General features: G+C 70.7%; 23 protein-coding genes and 1 tRNA gene. 17 read left to right on the top strand and 7 right to left on the bottom strand.

The window, feature by feature from the left end:
- Positions 1 to 187 precede the first annotated feature (187 nt).
- Together Ae150APs1_RS23260 and Ae150APs1_RS23255 are read left to right on the top strand one after the other, a co-directional pair.
- Positions 188 to 2,710 carry a hypothetical protein gene (locus tag Ae150APs1_RS23260; RefSeq protein ID WP_170918121.1) on the top strand — a complete coding sequence of 841 codons (2,523 nt, stop codon included), beginning with the start codon at positions 188 to 190 and terminating at the stop codon, positions 2,708 to 2,710.
- A 115-nt stretch (positions 2,711 to 2,825) separates the two neighbouring features.
- Positions 2,826 to 4,022 (top strand): FAD-dependent monooxygenase, encoded by a 1,197-nt coding sequence (locus Ae150APs1_RS23255; RefSeq protein WP_075300311.1) that lies wholly within the window; start codon positions 2,826 to 2,828, stop codon positions 4,020 to 4,022.
- On the opposite strand, the gene Ae150APs1_RS23250 is transcribed toward Ae150APs1_RS23255, so the two are convergent.
- A complete protein-coding gene (locus Ae150APs1_RS23250; protein WP_075300309.1) occupies positions 4,023 to 4,364 on the bottom strand; it encodes a hypothetical protein in 342 nt (113 codons plus the stop codon).
- 48 nt (positions 4,365 to 4,412) lie between these two features.
- On the opposite strand from Ae150APs1_RS23250, the gene Ae150APs1_RS23245 reads away from it, so the two are divergent.
- Positions 4,413 to 4,814 carry a glyoxalase gene (locus tag Ae150APs1_RS23245; RefSeq protein ID WP_075300307.1) on the top strand — a complete coding sequence of 134 codons (402 nt, stop codon included), beginning with the start codon at positions 4,413 to 4,415 and terminating at the stop codon, positions 4,812 to 4,814.
- A gap of 3 nt (positions 4,815 to 4,817) precedes the next feature.
- Here Ae150APs1_RS23245 and Ae150APs1_RS23240 read toward each other — a convergent pair whose 3' ends face one another.
- Positions 4,818 to 5,324, bottom strand: coding sequence for a DinB family protein (locus Ae150APs1_RS23240; protein ID WP_075300305.1), 507 nt, complete (start codon positions 5,322 to 5,324; stop codon positions 4,818 to 4,820).
- 90 nt (positions 5,325 to 5,414) lie between these two features.
- On the opposite strand from Ae150APs1_RS23240, the gene Ae150APs1_RS23235 reads away from it, so the two are divergent.
- The 3 genes from Ae150APs1_RS23235 to Ae150APs1_RS31440 all read left to right on the top strand — a co-directional run bounded on the left by Ae150APs1_RS23235 (position 5,415) and on the right by Ae150APs1_RS31440 (position 9,078).
- Entirely contained in the window at positions 5,415 to 5,864 is a 450-nt protein-coding gene (locus tag Ae150APs1_RS23235; RefSeq protein ID WP_029239308.1) for an SRPBCC family protein, read from the top strand.
- A gap of 1,311 nt (positions 5,865 to 7,175) precedes the next feature.
- Positions 7,176 to 7,958, top strand: coding sequence for a hypothetical protein (locus Ae150APs1_RS31445; RefSeq protein ID WP_139317031.1), 783 nt, complete (start codon positions 7,176 to 7,178; stop codon positions 7,956 to 7,958).
- A complete protein-coding gene (locus tag Ae150APs1_RS31440) occupies positions 7,951 to 9,078 on the top strand; it encodes a hypothetical protein (protein WP_139317030.1) in 1,128 nt (375 codons plus the stop codon). Before Ae150APs1_RS31445 ends, Ae150APs1_RS31440 begins: the two co-directional genes overlap by 8 nt.
- Before the next feature lie 37 nt (positions 9,079 to 9,115).
- Here Ae150APs1_RS31440 and Ae150APs1_RS23220 read toward each other — a convergent pair whose 3' ends face one another.
- Both Ae150APs1_RS23220 and Ae150APs1_RS23215 read right to left on the bottom strand, forming a co-directional pair.
- Positions 9,116 to 10,591, bottom strand: coding sequence for a helix-turn-helix transcriptional regulator (locus Ae150APs1_RS23220; protein WP_075300301.1), 1,476 nt, complete (start codon positions 10,589 to 10,591; stop codon positions 9,116 to 9,118).
- A 159-nt stretch (positions 10,592 to 10,750) separates the two neighbouring features.
- The gene (locus Ae150APs1_RS23215) at positions 10,751 to 11,155 is read right to left on the bottom strand and encodes a GntR family transcriptional regulator (RefSeq protein WP_075300299.1); all 405 of its coding nucleotides are present in this window, start codon (positions 11,153 to 11,155) and stop codon (positions 10,751 to 10,753) included.
- Between the two features lie 102 nt (positions 11,156 to 11,257).
- On the opposite strand from Ae150APs1_RS23215, the gene Ae150APs1_RS23210 reads away from it, so the two are divergent.
- From Ae150APs1_RS23210 to Ae150APs1_RS23170, 9 genes are all read left to right on the top strand, one after another.
- On the top strand, positions 11,258 to 11,530 hold the full coding sequence (locus Ae150APs1_RS23210) for a hypothetical protein (RefSeq protein ID WP_075329478.1): 273 nt from the start codon (positions 11,258 to 11,260) through the stop codon (positions 11,528 to 11,530).
- Entirely contained in the window at positions 11,527 to 12,120 is a 594-nt protein-coding gene (locus Ae150APs1_RS23205; protein WP_075300295.1) for a hypothetical protein, read from the top strand. Before Ae150APs1_RS23210 ends, Ae150APs1_RS23205 begins: the two co-directional genes overlap by 4 nt.
- The gene (locus Ae150APs1_RS23200) at positions 12,117 to 12,440 is read left to right on the top strand and encodes a hypothetical protein (protein ID WP_083680315.1); all 324 of its coding nucleotides are present in this window, start codon (positions 12,117 to 12,119) and stop codon (positions 12,438 to 12,440) included. Before Ae150APs1_RS23205 ends, Ae150APs1_RS23200 begins: the two co-directional genes overlap by 4 nt.
- Positions 12,437 to 13,339 (top strand): hypothetical protein, encoded by a 903-nt coding sequence (locus Ae150APs1_RS23195; RefSeq protein ID WP_075300293.1) that lies wholly within the window; start codon positions 12,437 to 12,439, stop codon positions 13,337 to 13,339. Before Ae150APs1_RS23200 ends, Ae150APs1_RS23195 begins: the two co-directional genes overlap by 4 nt.
- A complete protein-coding gene (locus Ae150APs1_RS23190; RefSeq protein ID WP_075300291.1) occupies positions 13,339 to 15,570 on the top strand; it encodes an FtsK/SpoIIIE domain-containing protein in 2,232 nt (743 codons plus the stop codon). Before Ae150APs1_RS23195 ends, Ae150APs1_RS23190 begins: the two co-directional genes overlap by 1 nt.
- A 199-nt stretch (positions 15,571 to 15,769) precedes the next feature.
- On the top strand, positions 15,770 to 16,708 hold the full coding sequence (locus Ae150APs1_RS23185) for a bifunctional DNA primase/polymerase (RefSeq protein WP_075300289.1): 939 nt from the start codon (positions 15,770 to 15,772) through the stop codon (positions 16,706 to 16,708).
- On the top strand, positions 16,705 to 18,072 hold the full coding sequence (locus tag Ae150APs1_RS23180) for a DUF3631 domain-containing protein (protein WP_075300287.1): 1,368 nt from the start codon (positions 16,705 to 16,707) through the stop codon (positions 18,070 to 18,072). The genes Ae150APs1_RS23185 and Ae150APs1_RS23180 overlap by 4 nt, the downstream gene beginning before the upstream one ends.
- A complete protein-coding gene (locus tag Ae150APs1_RS23175; protein WP_083680313.1) occupies positions 18,069 to 18,356 on the top strand; it encodes a helix-turn-helix domain-containing protein in 288 nt (95 codons plus the stop codon). The genes Ae150APs1_RS23180 and Ae150APs1_RS23175 overlap by 4 nt, the downstream gene beginning before the upstream one ends.
- Positions 18,357 to 18,367: 11 nt before the next feature.
- Complete coding sequence (locus Ae150APs1_RS23170) at positions 18,368 to 19,612, top strand: tyrosine-type recombinase/integrase (RefSeq protein WP_075300285.1); 1,245 nt, start codon at positions 18,368 to 18,370, stop codon at positions 19,610 to 19,612.
- 87 nt (positions 19,613 to 19,699) lie between these two features.
- Here the strand turns inward: Ae150APs1_RS23170 and Ae150APs1_RS23165 are convergent.
- Together Ae150APs1_RS23165 and Ae150APs1_RS23160 are read right to left on the bottom strand one after the other, a co-directional pair.
- Positions 19,700 to 19,785, bottom strand: a tRNA-Ser gene (locus tag Ae150APs1_RS23165).
- Positions 19,749 to 20,519: a class I SAM-dependent methyltransferase gene (locus Ae150APs1_RS23160; protein ID WP_075300283.1), complete on the bottom strand. Its 771-nt coding sequence runs from the start codon at positions 20,517 to 20,519 to the stop codon at positions 19,749 to 19,751. Before Ae150APs1_RS23160 ends, Ae150APs1_RS23165 begins: the two co-directional genes overlap by 37 nt.
- Before the next feature lie 111 nt (positions 20,520 to 20,630).
- Here Ae150APs1_RS23160 and Ae150APs1_RS23155 point away from each other — a divergent pair, with 111 nt between their 5' ends.
- Both Ae150APs1_RS23155 and Ae150APs1_RS23150 read left to right on the top strand, forming a co-directional pair.
- Complete coding sequence (locus Ae150APs1_RS23155; protein WP_083680312.1) at positions 20,631 to 21,479, top strand: AraC family transcriptional regulator; 849 nt, start codon at positions 20,631 to 20,633, stop codon at positions 21,477 to 21,479.
- A 78-nt stretch (positions 21,480 to 21,557) separates the two neighbouring features.
- Positions 21,558 to 22,490, top strand: coding sequence for a neutral zinc metallopeptidase (locus tag Ae150APs1_RS23150; RefSeq protein ID WP_010226443.1), 933 nt, complete (start codon positions 21,558 to 21,560; stop codon positions 22,488 to 22,490).
- A gap of 53 nt (positions 22,491 to 22,543) precedes the next feature.
- Here Ae150APs1_RS23150 and Ae150APs1_RS23145 read toward each other — a convergent pair whose 3' ends face one another.
- Positions 22,544 to 23,143 carry a TetR/AcrR family transcriptional regulator gene (locus Ae150APs1_RS23145; RefSeq protein ID WP_139317029.1) on the bottom strand — a complete coding sequence of 200 codons (600 nt, stop codon included), beginning with the start codon at positions 23,141 to 23,143 and terminating at the stop codon, positions 22,544 to 22,546.
- Between the last annotated feature and the right edge of the window lie 70 nt (positions 23,144 to 23,213).

Genomic DNA, 23,213 nt, shown 5'->3' with positions numbered 1-23,213 from the left:
GATCCTTTCCCCCGGATTCCGCCCGGTCGATTGAGAGCCGCATCGTCTTAGCCCATTCGGAGTAGAGCCGGATCATCCGCGCACGTCACCGCGTCACAGACGGGTCCGTTGTGCCCTGTACCGGTGATCCGTCCGGACCCCACCACGCAACGAGGCGCGGGCCGCGGTCACCGGTGGAAGGCTCCCCATGAGAAGGACGAAGCGAGTCGGCGTCGCGCTCGTCGTGGCCGGGCTCGTCGCCGGCGCGGCCGTCGGTGCCGGGTCGGCGCTCGCCGCACCGGGCGACCCCGGCGCCGGCGACACGGCGGGCCCCGACCTGCTGCGCGCCCCGGCCGTCGACGCACCCCAGCTGCAGAACACCGGACCGTGGTCGGCGGACCCGATCGGGATCTGCATGACGAGCGCCTACCGCGCCGGTGAGTACGTGCACCAGGGCTGCGTCTACGACGACGAGGGCGGCGGCAACCAGTACCGCTGGCCGAACGACACCCTGCTGCGCAACTACACCTACCCCGAGGCCGCCGGGTACCGGCGCAACGCCGCCGACATCCTCGAGGTCCGGGCGAAGCCCGAGGACGACGCGACCTTGTTCCGGGTCACGATGAACACGATGACCGATCCGGAGCTCCTCGGTCTCACCCTGGCGCTGGGGGACTCCGACACACCGCGCGAGGCACCGCACGGCGCCCACACCGTGATGCCCGCGGAGCGGTTCGTGACCGTGCACGGCACCGGCGGGGACGTCACCGACGCCGCCACCGGCGAAACCCTGTCCGACGCCCCCGATGTGCGGGTCGACGTCGAGCGACGGCAGGTCGAGATCCGGGTCCCGCACTCCGCGTGGGACCCGGCGGACGGGACGCAGCGGATCGCCGCCGCGGCCGGATTGTGGGACCGCGACGCCGACGCCTACCTGACCCCACGGGCGACGGCCGACGAGACGCACCCGGGCGGCGCGGTCGTCGGGGACCCGACGCCGTCGGCGTTCTTCGACGCCGCGTTCCGGTTCCAGGAGCCGTTCGAGGCGCCCTACCGCAACAACGACCAGCGGCTCGCGATCGCGAACGGTGACCTCAGCCCGTTCCACGCCGACGTCGACTTCGGGAAGCTGCGCAGCGGCACCGACGACGAGTCGGGCGTCCCGACCAGCGGTTACATGACACGCGTGTTCGCCTCGGAGTTCGAGACCGAGCAGGGCAGGCGGCTGCCGTCGGACCCGGGCGGACCGGCCCCGGGGACCGGCACCCAGCAGGGCGGCATCGCCACCGGGTCCGGCGAGGGCTCCGGTGACCAGCGCCCGAGCCTGTCGTTCGGCTACCCCTGCCGCGACGACTGCGTCCCCGACCTGGCGGGCCGGATGCAGCGCTACATGGTCTACGTCCCCGAGACCGGGGCCCCGTCCGCGGGCTGGTCGTCGATGGTCTGGACCAACGGGTACACCCTGCGCCCCGGCGACGACGTCGCGGGCGACAAGGACCTCTACCGGCAGCTCGCCGAGCGCCCGGACGACCCGACGATGATGATCGACGTCGACTTCCGCGGCGCCGACAACTGGGGCTACGGCCAGGGCGGCGCCGTCGTGTTCGAGGCGGTGGCCGACGCCCGCAGGCACTACGACCTCGACACCGAGCGGACCACGATGGCCGGGTTCTCCTCCGGTGCCTACACCGCGAACAAGCTGTCGCTGACCTTCCCGGACGTGTTCACCAAGGCGTTCGTCTGCGACGGGCTGAACGTCGCGCCGTCGCTCCCGGGGGTCAACGGCGTCGCCGACGAGGTCGCGGAGAACGCCGGCGTCGACACCGTGACGAAGCACGAGCCTGGGTCGAAGATCTCCGAGCTGCTGCCCAGCCGGCGCAACCAGCCGGTGATGGAGTGGGCGGGCGTGAACGACGACTTCATCCCCTACAACATCACCCGCGAGCGGGCCGACATGTACGCGGCGGGCGACTACGACTACGAGTTCGTCAGCCACGTCGGTGTGGGCGCCGAGCACCTGGTGATGTGCAAGAACGGGATGTGGGACCTCACCACCGACTGGCTCGGCGACGAGCCGCGCGCGGTCGACCCGCACCACGTGACCTACGTGCGGAACCCGCTGATGGACGACCCGGGGTCGGGCCTGGTGGGCGACCACGCCTACTGGCTGTCCGGCATCGTCTCGCGCGACCCGCAGCAGCTGGGCACGATCGACGTCGTCAGCCGCGGTCAGGGCATCACCGAGGCACCCGTGCCGGCACCGCAGCGCGAGATCGGGCAGACCGACGGCACGTTCTCCCCGGTCAACCCGTACCTGCGCGAGTACCGGCACCTCGACGAGCCGGTGGAGGCCGGTGCGGAGGACGTGCTGGAGGTCCGCTCGGCGGGCGTCGGCGCGGTCACGGTCGATCCGGAGCGGGCCGGCGTGAGCTGCGACGCCCGGCTCGACGTGCACACCGACGGCCCGCTGACCGTCATGCTCGACGGCTGCGACCGCACCGAGTCGTTCGACGGCACCGAGTCCGGTGGCCTGGAGCGGCCGGGCACGTTCGCCCCGGCCGACCCGCTGGAGCCGGTGGGCAACCCGCTCCAGGGCGCCCCCGTGCCGCCGGAGGTGGGCAACGCCCCGCAGCCGCCGCTGCAGGAGCTGCCGCCGTTGCGGTTCCCGCCGAACCAGCTCGGCCAGGACCCGGCCCCCGGTGACGGGGAGCAGGAGTCCCCGACCGGCTGACGGTCGGCACCGGCGGTCACGTGACGGCGCCGGCCCCGGGCCCGAGCGGAACCTGGTCACCGGTGAGACGTTCTGCGTCAGGAAAACCACCCGGTGTACGTGTGAGGATCCGGATATGGACGGATCAGTGGCGATCGTCGGGGCCGGGATCGGCGGGCTCACGCTGGCCCTGTCGCTGCACGCGCGCGGGGTACCGGTGACCGTGTACGAGCGGGCCGGCGAACTGCGCGAGGTCGGCGCCGCGGTGGCGCTGTCCGCGAACGGCCTGCGCCCGATGGACGAGCTCGGGCTGCTCGGGCAGCTGGAGGCGGTCGCGACCCAGCCGACCGAGCTGGTGCACCGCGGCTGGCGGACCCACGACCGCGTCACCGCGTTCCCGGTCGGCGCCGACGGCTCGTACCGCGACCGGTTCGGGGCCCCCTACCTGGGCATCCACCGGGCCGAGTTCCAGCGGATCCTGTCCGGGGCCTGCCCGCCGGGGACGATCCGGCTGAGCGGCGAGGTCACCAGCGTCACGGACCGCGGCGACCACGTCGCGCTGTCCCTCGCCTCCGGGGAGACCGCGACGGCGGCGGTCGTCGTCGGCGCGGACGGGGTCCACTCGCGGCTGCGCGCGGTCGTCGACCCACACGCCCGGCCGGTCTACACCGGGACGTCCGGGTTCCGGGGCATCGTCGGCGTCGCCGACCTGCCGTCGCTGCCGGACCCGCAGGCCATCCAGTTCTGGATGGGTCCGGACGCGCACCTCCTGCACTACGCGATCGGCCCCGACGGCGGCGAGGTCAACTTCCTCGCCGTGCTGGAGGGCCCCGAGCGGTGGGACGCGGGTTCCGGCCCGGCCGCCGCCGAGCCCGGCACCCTGGCCCGGGCGTTCGCGGGCTGGGCACCGGCCGTCCGCGAGATGGTCGGGGCCGTCCCGCAGTCCGCGCACTGGCCGCTGTACACGCTGCCGCCGCTGTCGCGCTGGTCGGCGGGGCGGGTGGTGATCCTCGGCGACGCCGCGCACACGATGCTGCCGCACCACGGCCAGGGCGCCAACCAGTCCATCGAGGACGCCGTCGTGCTCGCCGACCTGCTGGCCTCCGCCGGCGCCGACCCGGGCCCCGCGTTCGGCCGCTACGAGCGGCTGCGCCGGACCCGCACCCGCCAGGTGCAGCGCAGCTCGCTGGTCACGTCGGACCTGCTGCACCTGCCCGACGGCGAGGCCGCCGGCAGCCGGGACGCGGGGCTGGCCGGGCTGGACCCCTGGCTGGCCTGGATCCACGGCGTCGACGCCCGCGCCGACACCCGTCCGGCCGCCGTGCCGGTCTGATCAGGCGATCTCCTCGACGATGCTGGTCCCGGCCCCGGGCCGGGACTCCCAACACCAGTCCTCGTGCGAGCGCAGCCGGCCGTCGGGCAGCACCTCGAGACGGGCCTCGCAACGCCCGGAGCTGGTCGAACCGTCCTCGGCGACGTGCACGTAGCGGAACCGCAGGACATCGCCCTCCCGGGTGCCGACGAGCCGGCCGAGCCGGACCGCGCCGCCGCCGTACTCGGCCCAGACCAGGCCGTCGGCCTCGTGGTAGTCGAAGACGGTGGCCCGGCCGACCTCGCCGTCGCCGGTGTTCGCGACAGCGGTGAACCGGCGACCGTCGACGCTGGGAGCGCTCACGCACCCAGCCTGGCAGGTGACACCCTGTCCGCGCCGTAGGTTGGAGCCATGACCTCGACGGTGTGGCCGGTCCTGCACTACGACGACCCGGGCGCGGCGCTGCGGTTCCTCCTCGGCATCGGTTTCGCCGAGACCGTGGTGGTCCGCGACGACGTCGGCGACGTCGTGCACGCCGAGCTCTCCTGGCCGGGCGGTGGCACCGTCCTGTTCGGAGGGACCAAGCACGACGACGGCGTCCACGCCGGGTTGCGAGCGGGTGCGGTCTACGTGGCCGTCGCGTCCGAGGAGGGGGTCGACACCGTCCACGAGCGGGCCGTCACCGCCGGCGCGACCGTGCCGGCGGCGCCCCACCGGACGGCGTTCGCGGCGGGCGGCCCGGCCTACGCGTGCGCGGTCACCGACACCGAGGGCAACCTCTGGACGTTCGGCACCTACCGCGGTGGGGGCTGACCGTCAGACCCCGGTGCGCCCGTCGATGCGTTCCCGGATCAGGTCCGCGTGCCCGCAGTGGCGGGCGTACTCGGCGACGACGTGGGTCAGCACCCACACGACCGACACCTCGTGCCCGTCGAGCGAGCCGGTGCCGTCCGGTCCGGCCTCGGCGCAGACCGCGCGGGCGTGCGCGACCTCGTCCTCCCAGGCGGCGAGAGCCTCGGCGAACCCGGTGCCGTCGAGCTCGAACCCACCGTCGTGGCCGGTCCCCGCCTCGCGGCCGTGCAGCGGCGGGAGGTCCGCGCCGCCCAGCACCGTGCGGAACCAGTTCCGCTCGACCGCGGCCAGGTGCCGGACCAGCCCGAGCAGCGTCAGCGACGACGGCTCCACCGGCGCCCGGCGCAACTGCTCGTCGGTCAGCCCGTCGCACCTGCCGATCAGGGTGGCCCGGTAGAAGTCGAGCCATCCGGCGAGCGTGGTCAGCGGATCGGCCTGCATCGGCGGGATGCCGCGTTCGGTCGTCGTCACGACGGGATCGTGGCACCGGGGTCCGACAACGAGCGCGTGCCGTCCCGCCGCGACGGGACAACCCGTTCCCGGGCGTGCTCCACTCCGGTGGTGACCGAGCAGACCGTCGTCTCCAGCACCCGGGAGATCGCCGCACCCGCGGACCGCATCTTCGAGCTCGTCGCCGACCCGGCCCGGCAGCCGCGCTGGGACGGCAACGACAACCTCGCCCACGCCGCTCCCGGACAACGGGTGCACGGGACCGGCGAGGTCTTCACGACCACGCTGACGCTCGGCACCGTCCGGGAGAACCGGGTCGTCGAGTTCGAGGAGGGACGGGTGATCGCCTGGCTCCCCTCGGAGCCCGGCAGTCCACCGCCCGGCCACCTGTGGCGCTGGGAACTGGACGCGCTCGGCCCCGGACGGACCCGGGTGACCCACACCTACGACTGGTCGGACCTGACCGACGCGAACCGGCTGACCCGTGCCCGCGCCACGACAGCGGACCGGCTGGCGGCCTCACTGGACCGCCTCGCCGAGCTGGCCGAATCATCCGAGTGATCTGCATCACTTGATCCGCCCATCGCCCGGTGGAATCGTGCTGTCTTGGCGCAATGGACTCCGACGAGATCGCCACCCTCCTGGCCGGCTATCCCGGCACCCGGCTGATCGAGGCGAACGGTGACGTCTTCGCCATCCACGACCCGGACGACGACTACGACCAGCGCCCCCGCCAGGGCTGGGCGACCGTCGTGAACTCCGACGTCAACGACACCGCGTCCGACCTGGACCGGCCCGGCGTCTTCCGCCTCAACATCGGCCTGCCAAAGCCGCGGTTCGCCGAGCTGTTCCCGGTGGCGGGCCGAGCACGACACGATCGCCCTCGACACCCTCTTCCCGCACCCGGTCTACGGGACCTACCACTGGGTGAGCGTGATCAACCCGGACCAGACGTGGCCGCAGGTCCAGGCACTGCTGGACGAGGCACACGCCTTCGCCGTCCGGAAGCACGACAACGCCGCACGCCGGCGCCGGGCCTGACCGGCCCACCACTCGCAGCGCGCCCACCCGCCGGAACTCGTCCGTACCCGGAACACCCTCGCCGAGATGCGGCTCAGAGTCTCTATCGGTATGTGCGGACGATGCTGAGCTGCATCTCGGCGGGAGTCGTCCGGATGCGGACGGCCCGGCAGGAGCGGCCCGCCGCACCCGCAACGGGCAAAGCCCCGAGGCCGCCGCTGTCGTGCTGACCGGGTCAGCGACCGTTCCCGCACAGGCTGCGGGTGTATCGCACAGGACAGCACGCGCCCGCACGGGACCAATCCTGCGCGGGAGCCGGTCGTCCTGTGCGGGAGCCGGTCCACGTGTGCGGGAGCCGATCGACGTGTGCAGGAGCCGGTCCACGTGCGCGGGAGCCGGTCCAGGTGTGCGGGTGCGGGTGCGGGGACGGCGTGGGGCGCGGCGGCGTCGGCGGAGCCCCGTCGGCCGGTGGCGGAAGCGGGGGGATTCGAACCCCCGGTCCTTTCGGACGCCCGCTTTCAAGAACAGCACATGGTCGATCACATGGGCCCGCCCGTTGTGCCCGAGCAGCTCAACAGGCATCGCTCCTGCCTCCTGAACGCCAGATACCGCTGACGACTGCAACCAGGACTGCAACCGGTAGGGCGAGCGCCAACGACTGCTGAAGTCGTCATGTCCATGCCGTCAGGATGGTGGACACGCTGCACGACCACGGTCGCCCATCTACCCACCGGCACACTCCACCCATCACCTGCACAACCCCCGACGCCACTGACGGACAAAGGACAACCGCTCGACGCTGAATCCGCCCAGCACATTCCTAACAATGGCAAGGCCCGACATACTTGCTACGTGCGCCGAGAGCAGCGTGAAGCCGCCAAACAGCTACAAGATCGCCTAAACGAGCATCCCGGGCGCGTGGAGCACCGCAAGATTCACGCTCTGATTGGGACTCTGAAGCAAGTGTTCGAACCGAACTATCGCGAACTTGTGGACCACATTGACAGCATTCATGGCGACACCAACGCAGTGTTCGACCTCTTCGAGAATATTGGTCGACCGAAGAGTCAGAGCGCCACCACTGGACGCATCTCGCGAAACTTGCACAATTACATCGCAAGCACCTCAACGTTGGCAGACCATGCGAGAAACTTCCTTCACGACAAGGACGATCTAAGCGCGGAGTTCGCTACTCGACGCGCCGAGCTCGTCACTCACCCGGAGATCACGTTCATCAGTCGACTGCGCAACTTCGCACTGCATAGATCGCTTCCGGTAATCCAGTACACGCTAGCCTTCAAGCAGGAGCTCACAAAGCCCGAGATTGAGCTGAGCACAGCGGATTTACTTGAGGACGACAGTTGGTCCGCGACGACCAGAAAGTTTATATCTTCCCACGGACAGAGGATGCCACTCCGTCCGATTGTCGACCACCACTTTAGCCTTGTCTACAATCTGAACGCGTGGCTCATCAATACAGCTCAAGAACGAAATAGACCCGCCCTTGCCGAGGCAAATGAACTGATAATAGAGCTCAATATGGCCAAAGCTGGAGTAGACCGAGAGCGAGCGATCGAACTATCGAAGGACAGCACAAGAAGGGTGTCACCAGTAAGGCGGTCAGAAGATGCCTAATGACTCAAACTCAGATAGATCTACAATAGATGTCGAAGAACATATTGCCGAGATCGAGACCGTGCGCTTGGTCCTCACGCAACATCGCGTCCTACCCCGCGATAATAAGCACAGGCTTCCGGACCTGCCGGACGGCTTCTACGGCAGCATCGCCGCACACCTCACCGACATGCGAAGCTCGGAAACTCTACGATCACACATCGAGGAGGCGCTCACATACCACAACGTCCGAGTTCACGTTCGGCGAATTGAGGCCGCAGTTGACGCGCTGCTTCAGATCTCATCTGCATGGGAGCCGCGCGGCCGCTTCCGAACGATAGATGAAGAAATATCAGGATTGTCGAGCCACCGATCGAAACGAATCGATCTACTTGAACGCGTAACTCAGAACCAGGTGTACCGATCAAGGCCGATCGAGCATATCGTAGTTAAATACAAGGAGATTGCCGTCGGACACGCGCACCACAGCCAGTACTACGGCTGGCGACGAGCAGTCGACGTATTGATGGATCGAGTTGTGGCGACCCTCAGCCCACCCCGGGGAAGAAGCTCCGACGAGGACATCATTCATGCAGAATTCGAATCCCTAACAGTGCAGTACCTTTCATATCCTCTTCTTGCAGCTTGGCGTCTCTGCCTAGAGATTCAACTGAAGTCGACTTTCGAAGATCTACGTGAAGCAATACCCGATTCAGAGGCCGTCAAGTCCGTCTCGAACTCTGCCCTAAAGACACACAAGCTCTCGCCAATCTGGACGGGCATATCGATTGCAGTGAACGAGATCCTCGACGCACTTGTAGAACATATCCCTGAGGACGACCGTAACGCCCTCAGAGTCGAGCTGGAGCCAGCCTGGGTTGGAATCGCGATTACCGAACTAGAGTCTCTGGACTCTGACGGCCAGGAGTTGCGGTATCCCCGCGACCTAAGCGGGAAGATGAACATGCGCGAGGTACAGGAGATTGAGCTGAGCCGACTTCACGCCGACTTTCAATCAGTGGAGTCCTACCTCCATAAGATTAGCCAGTTCGCGAGCGCGGCGTACCACATACGAGATTGTGACCGTCGAATCGATGAACTAAGCCGAGGAGAGAACGTGTACCGGAATCGCTGGCTCTAGAAGCCGTCGATCCGGCTCAATGGACGGGTCTCGGCTATCAAGCAGAATTGGATGACCCGATCAGTAGGTCTCGGCACTCGTAAGACCTTTGAAGGATGCATGCTCCGGGAGAAGCTACCGGCTCGCCCATTAGCAGGCGCTGTACATTCTCAGCAGTAAACTGTAGACCGTCAGTGACGTTCACTGTCTCTGCCGAGCTAACAAGTGCCCCCTCTGCGTTGACAGCAACGGCGTCTCCAAATAGCTCATCGAAAGCCTCATCGTCGAAGACGACCACAGTCAAGATAGTTGCTGTAAGTGTCAGCGTATCGAGGCCGATGCCCAAGCAGTAGGGTCTCACCGTCCCTGCTTGTCGGGCGGACTCCAGATCCTTGTAGAGTTTCCACCCCTCGTACACGAGTGGCTCGCCTGAACTGCCGTCACGCTCTGGTTCACCCAAAATCTCCTCACTGTACTCGCGCACGATGCTTCGCCACAGACTAAAATCATTCTCTCGATCGTGCGTGGCGACGGTCGACGGTTGAAACTCTCCTGCTGGTATCAATCCGTAAATTCCTGCTGAGGTGGCAACCTTCGCCGGGTCGCGCCAGTGCAGCAGGAACGTCGCCTCGCCGGTCTCCCGGTTCCGCCGCAGCGTGAGCGTTTCGATAGCCGGGATGATGTAGCGCCGTTCCATGTCGAACGGGTCCCCCATGAGCGCCCGCAACGGCAACTCACTCCAGTCGAACTTCTTCTCGGCCCGCTCGGCTGCAATCGCCATCTCGTGCGCGATCGCCTCAGCGAGGTCGAGCTTGTCGAAGTAGGCCGCGAGCCCGAACGTCATATGCGGGTCGCCCCGTAGGTCGACGTCGAGCAGGCGGTAGCTGGTGCGGTTCTCGAACAGCTTCGGCGGGTCCAGGTAGCGGACGGCCGAGGTGTACCGCGGGAACGACTTCCCCGGCGCCCTCAGCGGCAGCGTAGCTGCTGCCTCCGGCTCGCTCCCGGTGATGCTCACCGGGGACGGGTTGTCGCTCCACTCCAGGCGGATGTCGTCGAGCGGGATCGGACGCTCCGGCGTCCACTGGGGCAGCGCCAGGAACGTGAGGTCCCCGACCCGGATGTCGGGTTGGTAGAGGTCGGCTGCCCGCTGGGCCAGCTCCCGGCGGGACCGGTTGAGCGCACGGCGCGTTCGGCGCCACTTCTCTTGGCTGACCGCGACCGGGTCGACGTCGCCGACCAGCCGCGAGTCCGACGGTTCGGCCACGGGCCGCAGCAGCTCGTCCGACAGTCCGAGGCGGGCAGGCGAGATGTTGAGCTGCTGGGCGATGCGGAGCAGCATCTCGATGTCGGTCACCCGGCGCTTGCCCGTCTCGATCTTGGAGACGTAGGACTGGTCCAGGTGCAGCAGTTGGGCCAGGTCGGCTTGGTTGATCTTGTTGGCGCGGCGGTACTCGCGCAGGACTTCGCCGAGCAGGTCGGTGTTCAGTTCCAGCTCCGATGACGCGGGGGACGACAACCACGGCTCGTCTGGCACGAGAAATCTCCGCCTTCCTCTCGGGCGCCGGCCCCGCGGATGCGGGCTCCGACCAGTGCTTATGCCTGGTAGTCCTAGCAGGTCACGGGGTAGGTCAGAGGGTCCTTGGACTCATTTGTCCGAAAGCTCGATTCTCGGTTCATGGCACCGAGACGAGCACTACGAACCCGAGTCCGAACCAGACGCCGGCGCCCGGTCGAGCATCTCGCCGATGGCCCGTTCGACGTCGTTGAGCGTGGCCTTCGCTCGGCGGACCTGGTCACGCAGCGCGGCGAGTTCAAGCCGGTCCGCCGCCGTGGTCCGGGTCGCGCCGGCCGGCTCGTCGGCGACGAACGCGCCGCTGCTGGGGCGCACGACGGCCCGACCGGACGCGACGAGGAGCCGGACCGCCGCCTGTGCGGTGTTCACGGCGATGTCGTGGTCGGTCGCGATCTGCCGGTAGGAGGGCAGCCGCTCCCCCGGCCCGTAGGTGCCGGCGTCGATGTCACGGGCGAGCAGCTCGGCGACGCGATGGCTCGCGTGGCGCGGCTCGGCGTCGTCGGGCTCGGAGTCGGGCGCAGCCATGCCGGCGAGGCTACTCGCCGTCTCAAGACGGCGGTTGACGTTGCGACGGTCGAGCCTTACCGTCGCAACCACAGCAACCGTATTAAGACGGATCGGAGCGTCATGCACACGGATCGACACGACACCGCCGGGCTGGACGACTGCACCGTGCCCCTGGCCGAGGAGCAGCGCGAGGCGCTGCACGAGTTCTGGGACAGCGTCATCGCCGAGGAGTGGGGTCCGGCCCCGATTCAGCGGCCGGCGCCGGTGGACGGGGCGTTGGTGGAGCTGGCCGAGCGTCGGCGCCGGCGCAGTACCCGCCGGGCCATGACCCGGATGACCCGCGCTGCACAGGTCACCGCGCCCGCGCCGAGCTACGGGGGTGAGGCGGCGTGATCGCGCTGCGGATCACCGTCGGCTGCGACGACTGCGCGATGGCTCTGGCCGGCACCGACCAGGTGCGGACGACGACCGACGGACTGGCGGCGGCCCGCGCTGCCGGCTGGGTGGTCCGGCTGCTGTGCCCGGCGTGTGCCGACCCAGCGCTGTGCCGGCTGCTCGGTCACGACTTCGGCCCCGCCCCGGTGTGGAGGGCGTGTGCCTGCGACGGGTCGTTGTGGGAGCACTCGACCTGCGAGCCGTGGCAGGACCCGACCTCGTGGGAGGGCTGCGGGTGGGAGTGGCGGACGTGCCGGCGCTGCGACCACGTCGACGACCGGCACGTGACCCAGGCAGACGCGGCATCGAGACGAGCCGACGAGCGCGCGGCCGACGCCTACATCGCCGCGCTCGAACGTGGCGAGCTGCGCCCGCAGCCGGCACGCCGCAACGGAGACCGCAGTGAGCACCAGCCCGGCGACGGGATCTTGGCGGATGTAGCCGCCGGGCTGGCTCTCCCCCACCAGCAGAACGCACGTGAGGAGACCGCGATGGTAGAGCCGAACGGGCCCCGGCCCGCCACCCCGGCCGGGGGTGAGCAGCGGTGAATGGGCAGACGATCGCCGTCGCGCTCGGTGTCCTGGCTGGGCTGGTCCTGATGTGGTCATGGGCGGCCGGGGCCCGCGCCGGGCGCAAGGTGCAGAAGTCGATTCACCACGCCGGCCGTACCGGCAACAACGCCGCCCGGATCGTGATGACCGCGGCTGTGGTGGTCGGGGTGCAGTGGGCGGTCGTGAAGCTCTCGGCCGACCCGGTCGCGTGGGTCATCGTGCTCGGCGTCCCGGCGCTGATCGCCGGGGTGACCGTGGCGCGGATGCTCGCCGGCCCTGACGACGTCGTCCGCGTCTCGTCGCGGGGTGTCCGATGAACGCCGCGGTGGAACGCCTCGCCGAGCAGGCCGCCGACGCTGCCCGGGTACGAGCGCTGACCACCGATCCGGACGTGATCGCGCTGCGGGTCGAGCGAGTGCGTGCGCAGGTGGACGGGCTGCTGTGGGCCGGGATCGTGCTCGGTCTGGCGTTCACGATGGTCAACGTCCAGAGCTTCGCCGCTGCCGGCGCTCCGACCTGGTCGGCCGCGTGGTGGGTGGCGTGGCTGCTGGATCCGATGGTGTCGCTGGTGCTGCTCGCGGTGCTGCGTGCCGAGCAGGTCACCGCCCGCTACCAGGTCGCGTTGCCGACCTGGGCGCGGCGGACGAAGTGGCTGACCTTCGCCGCCACCTACGTGATGAACACCTGGACCTCGTGGGGCCTGGGCGACGCGCCGTTCTCTGCGGCCGGGGTGGTGCTGCACTCGGTGCCGCCGCTGGTGGTGTTCGCGACCGCCGAGACCGGCCCGGTCCTGCGTGACCGGCTCACCGAGGCGGTGCACCGCGCGGTGGCCGCCGGGCCGGCGTCGACCGCCGAGCAGACTCCGGTGGTTCACGACCCGGTCGAGCCGGACGTTCACGAGCCGGCCGCCGAGCCCGCTGCGCGAATCGCGGAGACACCGGTCCGGGCACCGCGCGGCGGTGGCCGACGGAAGGCGGCGGCCCGGCCGCGTCGGCTGCTGGCCGACTACGTCCGGGCCGCGTCCGAAGCGCTCGACAGCGCCCGGGACGCCGGCGAGCAGGTCGACGTCACTCCGGCGTGGTGCCGGCAGGTGACGGGCTGCTCGGCCGGCACCAGCGTCAAGGTCGCTGCCGCCCTGCGCGCTGCGCCCGCCTCGATCGACTCCGCTCGTTCCCGCGACCGCCGGCCGGTGGCTGGCGAGGAGGTGGCTGCGTGATGACCGACCACCCGCACACTCCGAACCCCGACCAGCAGACCCCGGCGACCGTTCACGAGCCCGCGCCCGACACCGTTCACAACGGGACCGGCGCCCGGGTGCTGAACTTCCGCCCGCGTTCGGCCGACCCTGTCGAGCGCTCGGCCCGCCCGACGGTTGTCGACGGCGAGATCGTCGACGACACCGACGTCCAGCACGTCGCGGTGGACCCGCCCGCAGGCACGGACCTGGCGCTGCCGTGGCGCCGTGAGGTGTCCCGCCGCCCGGTCGTGGAACCGTGGCTGCGCAGCCGGGAGGACATCGCGGCCGCCGCCCGCTGGGCCGCCGGGTGGGCGTGGCACTCCACCGGGTTCCACACCGTCCGAGCGCCCCTCTACGCCGCCCGCCTCACGGCCCGCGCCCCGCGGGGCGCGGTGACCGCGGTCGCCGGCGCCGCTCGGTGGGCCGGCGACGCCGAGTCCCGCCCGCTGCGGGAGCAGGCCATCCGGTCCGGTGAGCCGGACCAGTACCTGCGCCTGACCGCAGCGCGGGCCGAGCGGATCACGGTCCGGCGCCGGCTGCTCGCCGCCGCGGTGCTCGGCGGCGCCGGTGCCCTGGTGGCGCTGTGGACCTTCGCCCCGCCGTGGCTGCTCGCCGTCCTGCTGGTCGCCGGGGTGCTGGTGCTCGGCTGGGTCGGGTCGCCGGCCGACAAGCCGGTCACCGGGCGGTCGGTGGTCACCCACCGGCCGACGCGGCTCACCTCGGAGATGGTCGTGCGAGCCCTGGGCGCGCTCGGTCTGGGCGAGATGAACAAGGCGCTCGCGAAGGGGCCGAACGGGATCACGTTCCCCGCGCCGATCACCCGTGACGGGCCGGGCTGGCGCGCGGACGTCGACCTGCCGTTCGGGGTGACGGTGACCGACATCGTCGAGCGCCGCGACCGGCTCGCGTCCGGCCTGCGCCGCCCGCTGGGCTGCGTGTGGCCCGAGCCCGCGCACGACGCCCACGCCGGCCGTCTCGTGCTGTGGGTGGGAGACCAGGACATGAGCCAGGCCCGCCCGCGGCCGTGGCCGCTCGCCGCGCACGGCGAGGTCGACCTGTTCAAGCCGGTGCCGTTCGGGGCCGACCAGCGCGGCCGGTCGGTGTCGCTGCTGCTGATGTTCTCCAACGTCCTGATCGGGGCGATGCCGCGGGTGGGGAAGACGTTTGCGCTGCGGGTGCTGCTGCTGGCCTGCGCTCTGGACCCGACCGCACAGCTTCGGATCTTCGAGTTGAAGGGTACCGGGGACCTGTCGCCGATGGAGGGGTGCGCGCACCGCTACGCCTCCGGCGCCGACGACGCCACGCTGGAACTGGCGATGGATTCGCTGCGCGAGCTGTACGCCGAGCTCAACACCCGGGCCAAGCGCATCCGAGAGCTGCCGCGGGAGCTGTGCCCGGAGAACAAGGTCACCCCGCAGATCTCCGGGCGCCGCGACCTGGGCCTGTTCCCGATCGTCCTGGCGGTCGACGAGTGCCAGGAACTGTTCTCCCACCCCGATTTCAAGGACGAGGCCGACCGGCTCGCGACCGGCATCATCAAGCGCGGACCGGCGATGGGGATCATCCTCATTCTCGCCACGCAGCGCCCGGACGCGAAGTCGCTGCCCACCGGGGTCAGCGCGAACGTCGGGACCCGGTTCTGCCTGCGGGTGATGGGCCAGACCGAGAACGACATGGTGCTCGGCACCAGCGCCTACAAGAACGGCATCCGGGCGACCACGTTCACCGCGAAGGACAAGGGCATCGGCTACCTCGTCGGCGCCGCCGACGAGCCGCAGATCGTGCGCTCGGCCTACATCGACGCACCCGCTGCGGAGACCATCGCCGCGCGCGCCCGCGCGCTGCGGGAGGCCGCCGGCACCCTGTCCGGGCACGCCGTCGGTGAGACCGCGGAGCAGACCGGCGGGCCGTCGCGGTCGGTGCTCGGTGACGTCGCGGCGGTGTTCGCACCGGGCGAGGACCGGCTGTGGTCCGACGTCATCGCCGCCCGGCTGGTCGAGCAGTGGCCGACCACCTACACCGGCACCACCCCGGCGACGCTCGCCGCCGCCCTGCGCCCGTACGGGGTCGAGCCCAAGCAGGTGTGGGGCACCGACCCGCAGACCGGCGACGGGCGCAACCGGCGCGGCTACCACCGCGACGCCATCACGACGGCGTGGGAGACCGCGGAACGGCGGCGCCGCACCGGCACCGACGGTGACACCGAGTAGCCAGACGGAACGGCGCGGCGACGGGTGCGACTAGCAGTGAGCCGCGCTAGACCTAGCACCCGCCGCTAGCGCGCCACACCACATCTGATCAGCCCGCTAGCAACCTAGCGCCACCAGGCCGAACACACCCGGAAACCCCTCCACACAGCATCCACGCGGGTGCTGCGGCGCTAGACCCATGCCGAAATCAGGAGCCCGAATGTCGACACAGAGTGACCGTTCCGGCAGTCCCGCAGCCCGTGCTCGTCTCGCCGGCTGGCTCGATCTCGCTGCCCGCGGCTGGCACCTCTTCCCGGTACTGCCCGGCCGCAAGCAGCCCGCCATCCCCGCGTGGGAGTCCCGCGCCACCACTCACCCGGAGACCATCGTGGACTACTTCACCGCCCACCCCGACCACAACGCCGGCATCGCCTGCGGCCCCTCCCGGCTCCTGGTCATCGACTGCGATACCCCCAAGCCGACCGACCCCGACCAGACCCGCGACGGCACCGCCGTGCTCGCCGGCCTCGCCGCCGGACGGGGCGGACTGCCCAACACCTGGACCGTCGCCACACCGTCCGGCGGCCGGCACCTGTACTTCCGAGCCCCCACGGTCCGGCTCGGCAACACCGCCCGCACGCTCGGACCGATGCTCGACAGTCGCGGACACGGCGGGCAGGTCCTCGCCCCCGGCAGCCGGCTGCCGAACGGCTCCTACGAACTGCTCAACGACACCGACCTGCCCCCGCTGCCAGGGTGGTTGGTCTGGCACCTGTCCGTTCGCCCCGCCACGGCCATCTCAGCGCCGTCTGAGCGGCCCGCCACCACGCCGCGCGACGCCGGGGCCTACGTGTCGGCAGTCGTTCGGGCAGAGCTGCAGCGGGTCGCTGCGGCCGGGCGCGGGGGTCACAACGCCGCGGTGTTCACCGCCGCCCGCGCCCTCGGACAGCTCGTCGGGGCCGGGGTGCTCGACCACGACCAGGCCGCCGCGGACCTGACCGCTGCGGCCGGGCACATCATGACCGGGCCGTGCGACTGCACCGCCGCCGACATCGCCGCCACGATCGCGTCTGGACTCGGCTACGGCGCCCGCCGGCCCCGCCAATTGCCCACCCTGTCGAGCACTCGCTCCCAAAGCGAGGGGCGGCGGTCGGCATGAGCACCACACCCGCCGGCCTGCGCGCCGTCCCGGACCTGCCCGCCATCGCGCCGGCCGAGCTGCTCGACCAGGTCGCCGCGTTCGTCTCCCGGTTCTCGGTGTTCCCCGACCGGCACACCGCCCCGATGCTGGCGCTCTGGTACGCCCACACCCACGCCGTCCAGCACTTCTACACAACGCCGCGCCTCATCCTCGACAGCGCCGAGCCCGGCTCCGGCAAGACCCGCGTGCTCGAAGTGGCGCAGTACCTCGTCCGCAAGCCCGAGATGACCATCTCGATCACCACCGCGGCCATCTTCCGGATGCTCTGCGACGGCCCGGTCACGCTGCTGTTCGACGAGATCGACGCCGTGTTCTCGCCCAAGGGCGGCGGGAACAACGAGGACCTGCGCGGGCTGCTCAACTCCGGCTACAAGCGCTCGGCCACCGTGTCCCGCTGCGTCGGCGACGCCTCCCGGATGAAGGTCGAGCGGTTCCCGGTCTTCGCCCCGGTCGCGCTGGCCGGGATCGCCGGCGCGATGCCCGCCACGATCACCACCCGCGCGATCACCGTGCACATGCGCCGCCGCGCCCCGCACGAGCGCGCCGAGGCGTTCCGCGAGCGTCGGGTCGAGAACGAGGCGACGCCGCTGCGCGAGCAGCTCGCCGCTTGGCTCGACAGGGTCGGGGAGGACGAGCTGGTCGGGGCCGAGCCGGTCATGCCCGAGCAGGTCACCGACCGCGCCGCCGAGGTCTGGGAGCCCCTGCTCGCCATCGCCGATCTCGCCGGTGGGCACTGGCCCGACACCGCCCGCGCCGCCGCTGTGCACTTCGTCGGGCAGGCCACCGAGACCGGCACGTCGGTCGGGACGCGGCTGCTCGCCGACCTGCGCGCTCTGTTCACCGCCCACGAGGCCGAGCGGATGGCGACCAGCGACATCATCGGCCGGCTCTGCGCCGACGAGGAAGCCGGCTGGGCCGACCTCGACGGCCGGCCCCTCGACGCCCGACGCCTCGCCCGCGAGCTGGCCCGCTACGGCGTCCGCCCCGGCGCGCTGCGCATCGGCGGGCACGTCACCAAGGGCTACCACGTCGACGGCGCACTCTCCGACGCCTTCGCCCGCTACCTCCCACCCGCCGAACCCGACCCATCAGGTGCGGTTACCGCGGTTACAGCGGTTACACCGCAGGTCAGGGGCGTAACCGATCCCGACCGCGTAACCGCAGCGTCGGTTACGCCCCCTGTCGAGCACCCACCCGCCGACCCACCAGAGCAGGCCGCCGTAACCGACGCAGCGGTTACACCCCGCTCCTCGGTTACGCCCCTGACCAGGCACGTAACCGCTGTAACCGACGTAACCGCTACTAGTGGGGGTGCCCGATGACCGACGACCGCACCGCGCAGATCGGGCAGCTCCTCGCGCAGCTCGCCACCCTCATGGCCGACCAGCCGACGCCGCGCGAGCCCGAGCCCGCGCACCGACCGGCACGGGTCCTCTTCACCGTCGAGGAAGCCGCAGAACAGCTCGGCATCGGAAAGACGACCGCATACGCGTACGTCCGCACCGGCGAGCTGGAATCCGTCCTCATCGGACGACTCCGACGCATCCACGCCGACGCCATCGCCGGTTTCGCCGACCGGCTCGTCGCCAAGCACCGAGCCGCCTGAGAGGACCGGACATGACCCGCGAGAAGCCCACCCGGAACGCCAACGGCCGGTCCAGCATCTACCTCGGCAGCGACGGATCGTGGCACGGCTACGTCACCGTCGGGACGAAGGACAACGGCCGTCCCGACCGCCGCCACGTCCGCGGGAAGACGCAGGCTGCCGTCACGAAGAAGGTCCGTGCTCTGGAGAAGAACCGCGACGCCGGCACGGTCGCGCAGCCCGGTGCGAATTGGACCGTCGAGAAGTGGTTGATCCATTGGTTGGAGACCGTTGCAGCCCCGCCTGCGATCAGTTCGAACGCCCACGATGCCTACTCGACGGCAATCCGGATCCACCTCATCCCCGGTGTCGGCGCACACAAGCTGGACAAGCTGCAGCCGGAGCACCTCGAACGGCTCTATCAGAAGATGATGCGCAACGGGGCTGCTCCCGGCACTGCTCACCAGGTGCACCGAACGATTCGCACGGCGCTGAACGAGGCCGTCCGGCGCCGACACGCCACGACGAATCCCGCCCTGCTCGCAAAGGCCCCGCGAGTACGCACCACCGAGGTCGAGCCCTACACGGTCGACGAGGTCTCCCGGATTCTCAAGGCCGCGTCGACCGAGAGGAACGGCGCCCGCTGGGCGGTCGCTCTCGCGCTGGGCCTGCGCCAGGGTGAAGCCCTCGGACTGCGCTGGCAGGACGTCGACCTCATGGGCGGATTCCTCGTGGTCCGCCGCAATCGCCTACGCCCGAAATGGGCCCACGGCTGCGACGGGACGTGCGGACGGAAGCAGGCCGGCCGCTGTCCTCGCCGACTCGCACTCCGGCCCGAGACGGCGGAGACGAAATCGGAGGCCGGCCGCCGGGGAATCGGTCTGCCCGATCCGCTCGTCAAGCTGCTCCGGGAACACGCCAACGAGCAGTACGACGAGCGTGTGCGGGCTGCCGACCTGTGGGTGGACACCGACTACGTCTTCACGACCGAATTCGGCACCGTCCTGCATCCTCGAACCGATAACAAGAGCTGGAAGCAGCTCCTCATCTCGGCGGAAGTCCCGGAACGGCGACTGCACGACGCTCGACACACCGCCGCGACGGTCCTGCTGCTGCTCGGCGTGACCGAGCGGGCGGTCATGGGTGTGATGGGCTGGTCGAACACGGCAATGGCTGCGCGGTACCAGCACCTCACGTCGGCGGTGCGGCAGGACGTCGCGTCGCGGGTCGGCGGGCTGCTCTGGCAGACGTCCGACGGGCCGCCGACGACCGTCTGAGAAGGCGGAATGCCACCACAACTGCAACCGCCGCGGGTTCCCGGAGAGCTGGGAGCGCGCGGCGGTTGCGTCCTCGCAGGTCAGAGATGGCGGAAGCGGGGGGATTCGAACCCCCGGTCCTTTCGGACGCCCGCTTTCAAGGCGGGTGCATTCGGCCGCTCTGCCACGCTTCCGCACGGCAGGGTAGCGGGTGCGTCGTGGGCGTCAGCGAACCGCGCGGTGGTAGGTCACCGCACCCATCCGTGTGCTGCCGTGCCCGACGACGACCGGCTCGGCGAATCCGGCCTCGGCCAGCACCTCCGGAACCGGCCGGCCCCCACCGTGAGCGTGACCGTGCGCCGGGTCCGCGCCCGTGACCCCCGCCGAAGCCCAGGCGCCGCGCGGCCGGGTCGAGCCGGTGCAGGAGCGACAGCACCCGGTTCACCGGCCGCATCGGACCCGCGACCCGCGGGTCGGCGTCGAGGTCGACGAGGTGCAGGCTCCCGCCGGGCGCGAGCACCCGGCGCACCTCGCGCAGCGCGGACACCTGCCGGTCGGCGGGCAGGTGGTGCAGCATCAGCGAGGACAGGACGCGGTCGACGCTGCCGTCGTCGTAGGGGAGGTCCTCGGCGACCCCCTCGTCGAGCTGGAGCGCGAGGCCCTCGTCGGCGGCCTTGCGACGGGCGATGCCGAGCGCCTCACCGTCCGGGTCCAGGCCGATCACCGTCGCCCCGGGGACGGCCCGCTTCGCCCGGAGCACGACGTTCCCGGTCCCGCACCCGATCTCCAGGACGGTCGAGCCCGGCTGGATCCCGGCCTGGGCGACCAGCCTCCAGTACATCCCGGTCGCCCCCATCAGGATGGCGAAGCCGTCGTAGCCGGGCAGCAGCCGCGGGCTGACGAGCGCGGGCAGGTAGTCGGTCGACATGACCCCTCCGTGGTACGAAACTCGTGTGCTGAACCCAGCTTCCGTCGCCGTTGACCGGCGCACAATGAAGGATGTGCGGCGCTGATGGGACGATCTTCCGATGTGCCTCTGATGGGGTTCATCCACTCTCCGGTGCCGATCGTCGTCCAGCGCGGGTCGGGTTCCGGGCTCGCGGAGGTCCCCCGGATGCGCGGCGAGCACGCCCACGACTTCCTGTGCCTGATCCACCTCGTGGAGGGCCGCTGGACCCGCCGCGTCGACGGGCGGGCGTGGGAACTCGCCGCGGGCGACGCGTTCGTCGTCGCACCGGGGGCGGTCATCGGCGCCGCCGACGACGATCCGCCGGCGTCCGGGGCGGCCTGGACCGTCCTCTTCCCGGCGGAGGCGGTCGACCCGGACGCGGCCGCGCCGCTGGTGTCCTGGCGTGGGCACCCGTTGCTCGCACCGTTCGTCGGCAACCACCGTGGCGGGGCGCAGCGGCTGGTCGTCCCGCCCGCGGACCGGCCCGGCTGGCTCGCCCGGCTCGACGCGCTGGACACCGAACTGACCGAGCGGCGCGACGGCTACGCCGAGGCCGCCCGCGCCCACCTCACCCTGCTGCTCGTCGCGCTCGGACGCCTGCAGGACGACGTCCCGGCCGAGGCCACGGACCCGCAGCTCGCCGCCGTCTTCGAGCTGATCGAGCAACGCTTCCGGGACCCGATCTCGCTGCGCGACGTCGCCTCGGCGCTCGGGCTCACGCCGGGTCACCTGACGACGGTGGTCGGCCGCGGGACCGGCCGGACCGTGCAGCAGTGGATCACCGAGCGACGGATGCGCGAGGCCCGGCGGCTGCTGGTGGGCACCGAGCTGACGGTCACGGAGATCGGCTGGCGGGTCGGCTACCGGGATGCCGGCTACTTCGTCCGACGCTTCCGCACGGCGCACCGGCGGAGCCCCGCGGCCTGGCGCCGGGGCTGACCCCCGACGGGCGGATCGCCGGTGTGCGGGCAGGCCGGGTGTGGTGGGATCTTCCCGACTCGGCTTCGGGAGGTCGGCGTGCGGTTCGACGAGAACGCCAGGCTGGACACGTCCGGTGTGGACGACCTGCGTGGCTCCGGCGGCGGTGGCCGCGGTGTCGGTGGCCGGGTCGCCGGCGCCGGCGGCGGGCTCGGGATCGTCGGCCTGGTCATCTACCTGCTGCTGTCGAACTTCGCGGGCGTCGACATGGGTGGCATGGCCGCCGGTGGCGGCTACCCGAGCCTCGACCAGGTCGGTGCGGGCCAGACCGCGGACAGCTCGTCGCTGGCGCAGAACTGCGCGACCGGGGCGTCGGCGAACAACTCGACGGACTGCCGGATGGTCGCCGTCGTGAACTCCCTGGACGACTTCTGGGCGGGCCAGTTCTCGTCCGGCTTCGAGCGGCCGCGGACGAACTTCTTCTCCGGCGGCGTCAGCACCCAGGGCTGCGGCTCCGCGACGTCGGACAGCGGTCCGTTCTACTGCCCGGCCGACTCCGAGATCTACATCGACCTGACGTTCTTCGAGGACCTGCAGACCCGGTTCGGCGCGCAGGGCGGCCCGTTCGCGCAGTCGTACGTGATGGCGCACGAGTACGGCCACCACATCCAGAACCTGCTCGGCACCAACCGCCGCGTGGGCAACGAGACCGGCCCGACCTCGGGCTCGGTCCGCCTCGAGCTCCAGGCCGACTGCTACGCCGGTGTCTGGGCCCACCACGCGACGACGGTCCCCGGCGACTCCGGCCGGCCGCTGATCACCGAGCTGGACCAGTCCGACATCGACGCGGCGCTCGACACCGCCGAGAAGATCGGCGACGACCACATCCAGTCGACCCTGGGCAGCGGCCGGGTCGACGAGTCCCAGTTCTCGCACGGCAGCTCCGCCCAGCGCGAGCGGTGGTTCACCACCGGATTGCAGACCGGCGACCCGAACGCCTGCGACACCTTCGCCGCCCGCACCCTCGGCTGACCCACACATCCCCTCGTGAGTGCTTGAGTCGGTCCTGGCCGACACACAATCACTCACGGGCGGCGGAGCCGCCCGACCTGGTGCTCGACGGTCCCGACAGCGGATGCCGGGGCGTACTCACCGAGCAGGATCCCCTCGGCCAGCCCACCGACCAGCGCGATCAGCACCGTCGCCTCCTGCTCGGCGTCCACGGCGTCGATCTCGCCCTGCGCGTGCGCAGCGTCCAGGCGGCCGGCGACGGCCTCGCGGATCAGCCGGTTGCCCGAACGGTAGGTCTCGCCCATCGCCGCGTCGCCGAGGGCTCGGATCAGGAACGCCGAGCCGACGCGCGCGTCGGTGGCGGCGGCGTCGTCGAGCGGGAGGAGCGCGACCAGCAGCGCGCGGACCTCGTCGAGCGGCGTCGCAGGTCGGGCGGCGGCCAGCCGCGCGCGGATCCGCTCGTCGATACGGAGCTGGAGCTGCTGTGCGGCGTAGCCGAGCAGCTCGTCGCGCGAGGTGAAGTAGTGCTGGACCCGGCCCTTGGAGACACCGGCCTCCTGCGCGACGCGGGCCAGGCTGACCGCCTCCAGGCCCTCGTCCGCCGCCACCCGCCAGAGCGCCTCCGCGATCTCGCCGCGACGCTGCCCGTGATCGACGACTCTCGGCACCCGCATCCCCTCGTTGCAATCCGATCGGCTTGCATACAGCCGAGCCGCTCTTTACAGTCCGATCGTATCGTCAAGG

This window comes from Pseudonocardia sp. Ae150A_Ps1 (assembly GCF_001932315.1).
Lineage (GTDB): Bacteria > Actinomycetota > Actinomycetes > Mycobacteriales > Pseudonocardiaceae > Pseudonocardia.
This window is presented reverse-complemented; position numbering and strand designations above follow the sequence as displayed.

Excerpts from the sequence above, each read along its gene's own strand:
- Ae150APs1_RS23260 (WP_170918121.1), top strand. The coding sequence starts at position 188 with ATGAGAAGGACGAAGCGAGTCGGCGTCGCGCTCGTCGTGGCCGGGCTC.
- Ae150APs1_RS23255 (WP_075300311.1), top strand. The coding sequence starts at position 2,826 with ATGGACGGATCAGTGGCGATCGTCGGGGCCGGGATCGGCGGGCTCACG.
- Ae150APs1_RS23245 (WP_075300307.1), top strand. The coding sequence starts at position 4,413 with ATGACCTCGACGGTGTGGCCGGTCCTGCACTACGACGACCCGGGCGCG.
- Ae150APs1_RS31440 (WP_139317030.1), top strand. The coding sequence starts at position 7,951 with ATGCCTAATGACTCAAACTCAGATAGATCTACAATAGATGTCGAAGAA.
- Ae150APs1_RS23215 (WP_075300299.1), bottom strand. The coding sequence starts at position 11,155 with ATGGCTGCGCCCGACTCCGAGCCCGACGACGCCGAGCCGCGCCACGCG.
- Ae150APs1_RS23210 (WP_075329478.1), top strand. The coding sequence starts at position 11,258 with ATGCACACGGATCGACACGACACCGCCGGGCTGGACGACTGCACCGTG.
- Ae150APs1_RS23195 (WP_075300293.1), top strand. The coding sequence starts at position 12,437 with ATGAACGCCGCGGTGGAACGCCTCGCCGAGCAGGCCGCCGACGCTGCC.
- Ae150APs1_RS23190 (WP_075300291.1), top strand. The coding sequence starts at position 13,339 with ATGACCGACCACCCGCACACTCCGAACCCCGACCAGCAGACCCCGGCG.
- Ae150APs1_RS23185 (WP_075300289.1), top strand. The coding sequence starts at position 15,770 with ATGTCGACACAGAGTGACCGTTCCGGCAGTCCCGCAGCCCGTGCTCGT.
- Ae150APs1_RS23180 (WP_075300287.1), top strand. The coding sequence starts at position 16,705 with ATGAGCACCACACCCGCCGGCCTGCGCGCCGTCCCGGACCTGCCCGCC.
- Ae150APs1_RS23175 (WP_083680313.1), top strand. The coding sequence starts at position 18,069 with ATGACCGACGACCGCACCGCGCAGATCGGGCAGCTCCTCGCGCAGCTC.
- Ae150APs1_RS23170 (WP_075300285.1), top strand. The coding sequence starts at position 18,368 with ATGACCCGCGAGAAGCCCACCCGGAACGCCAACGGCCGGTCCAGCATC.
- Ae150APs1_RS23160 (WP_075300283.1), bottom strand. The coding sequence starts at position 20,519 with ATGTCGACCGACTACCTGCCCGCGCTCGTCAGCCCGCGGCTGCTGCCC.
- Ae150APs1_RS23155 (WP_083680312.1), top strand. The coding sequence starts at position 20,631 with ATGGGGTTCATCCACTCTCCGGTGCCGATCGTCGTCCAGCGCGGGTCG.
- Ae150APs1_RS23145 (WP_139317029.1), bottom strand. The coding sequence starts at position 23,143 with ATGCGGGTGCCGAGAGTCGTCGATCACGGGCAGCGTCGCGGCGAGATC.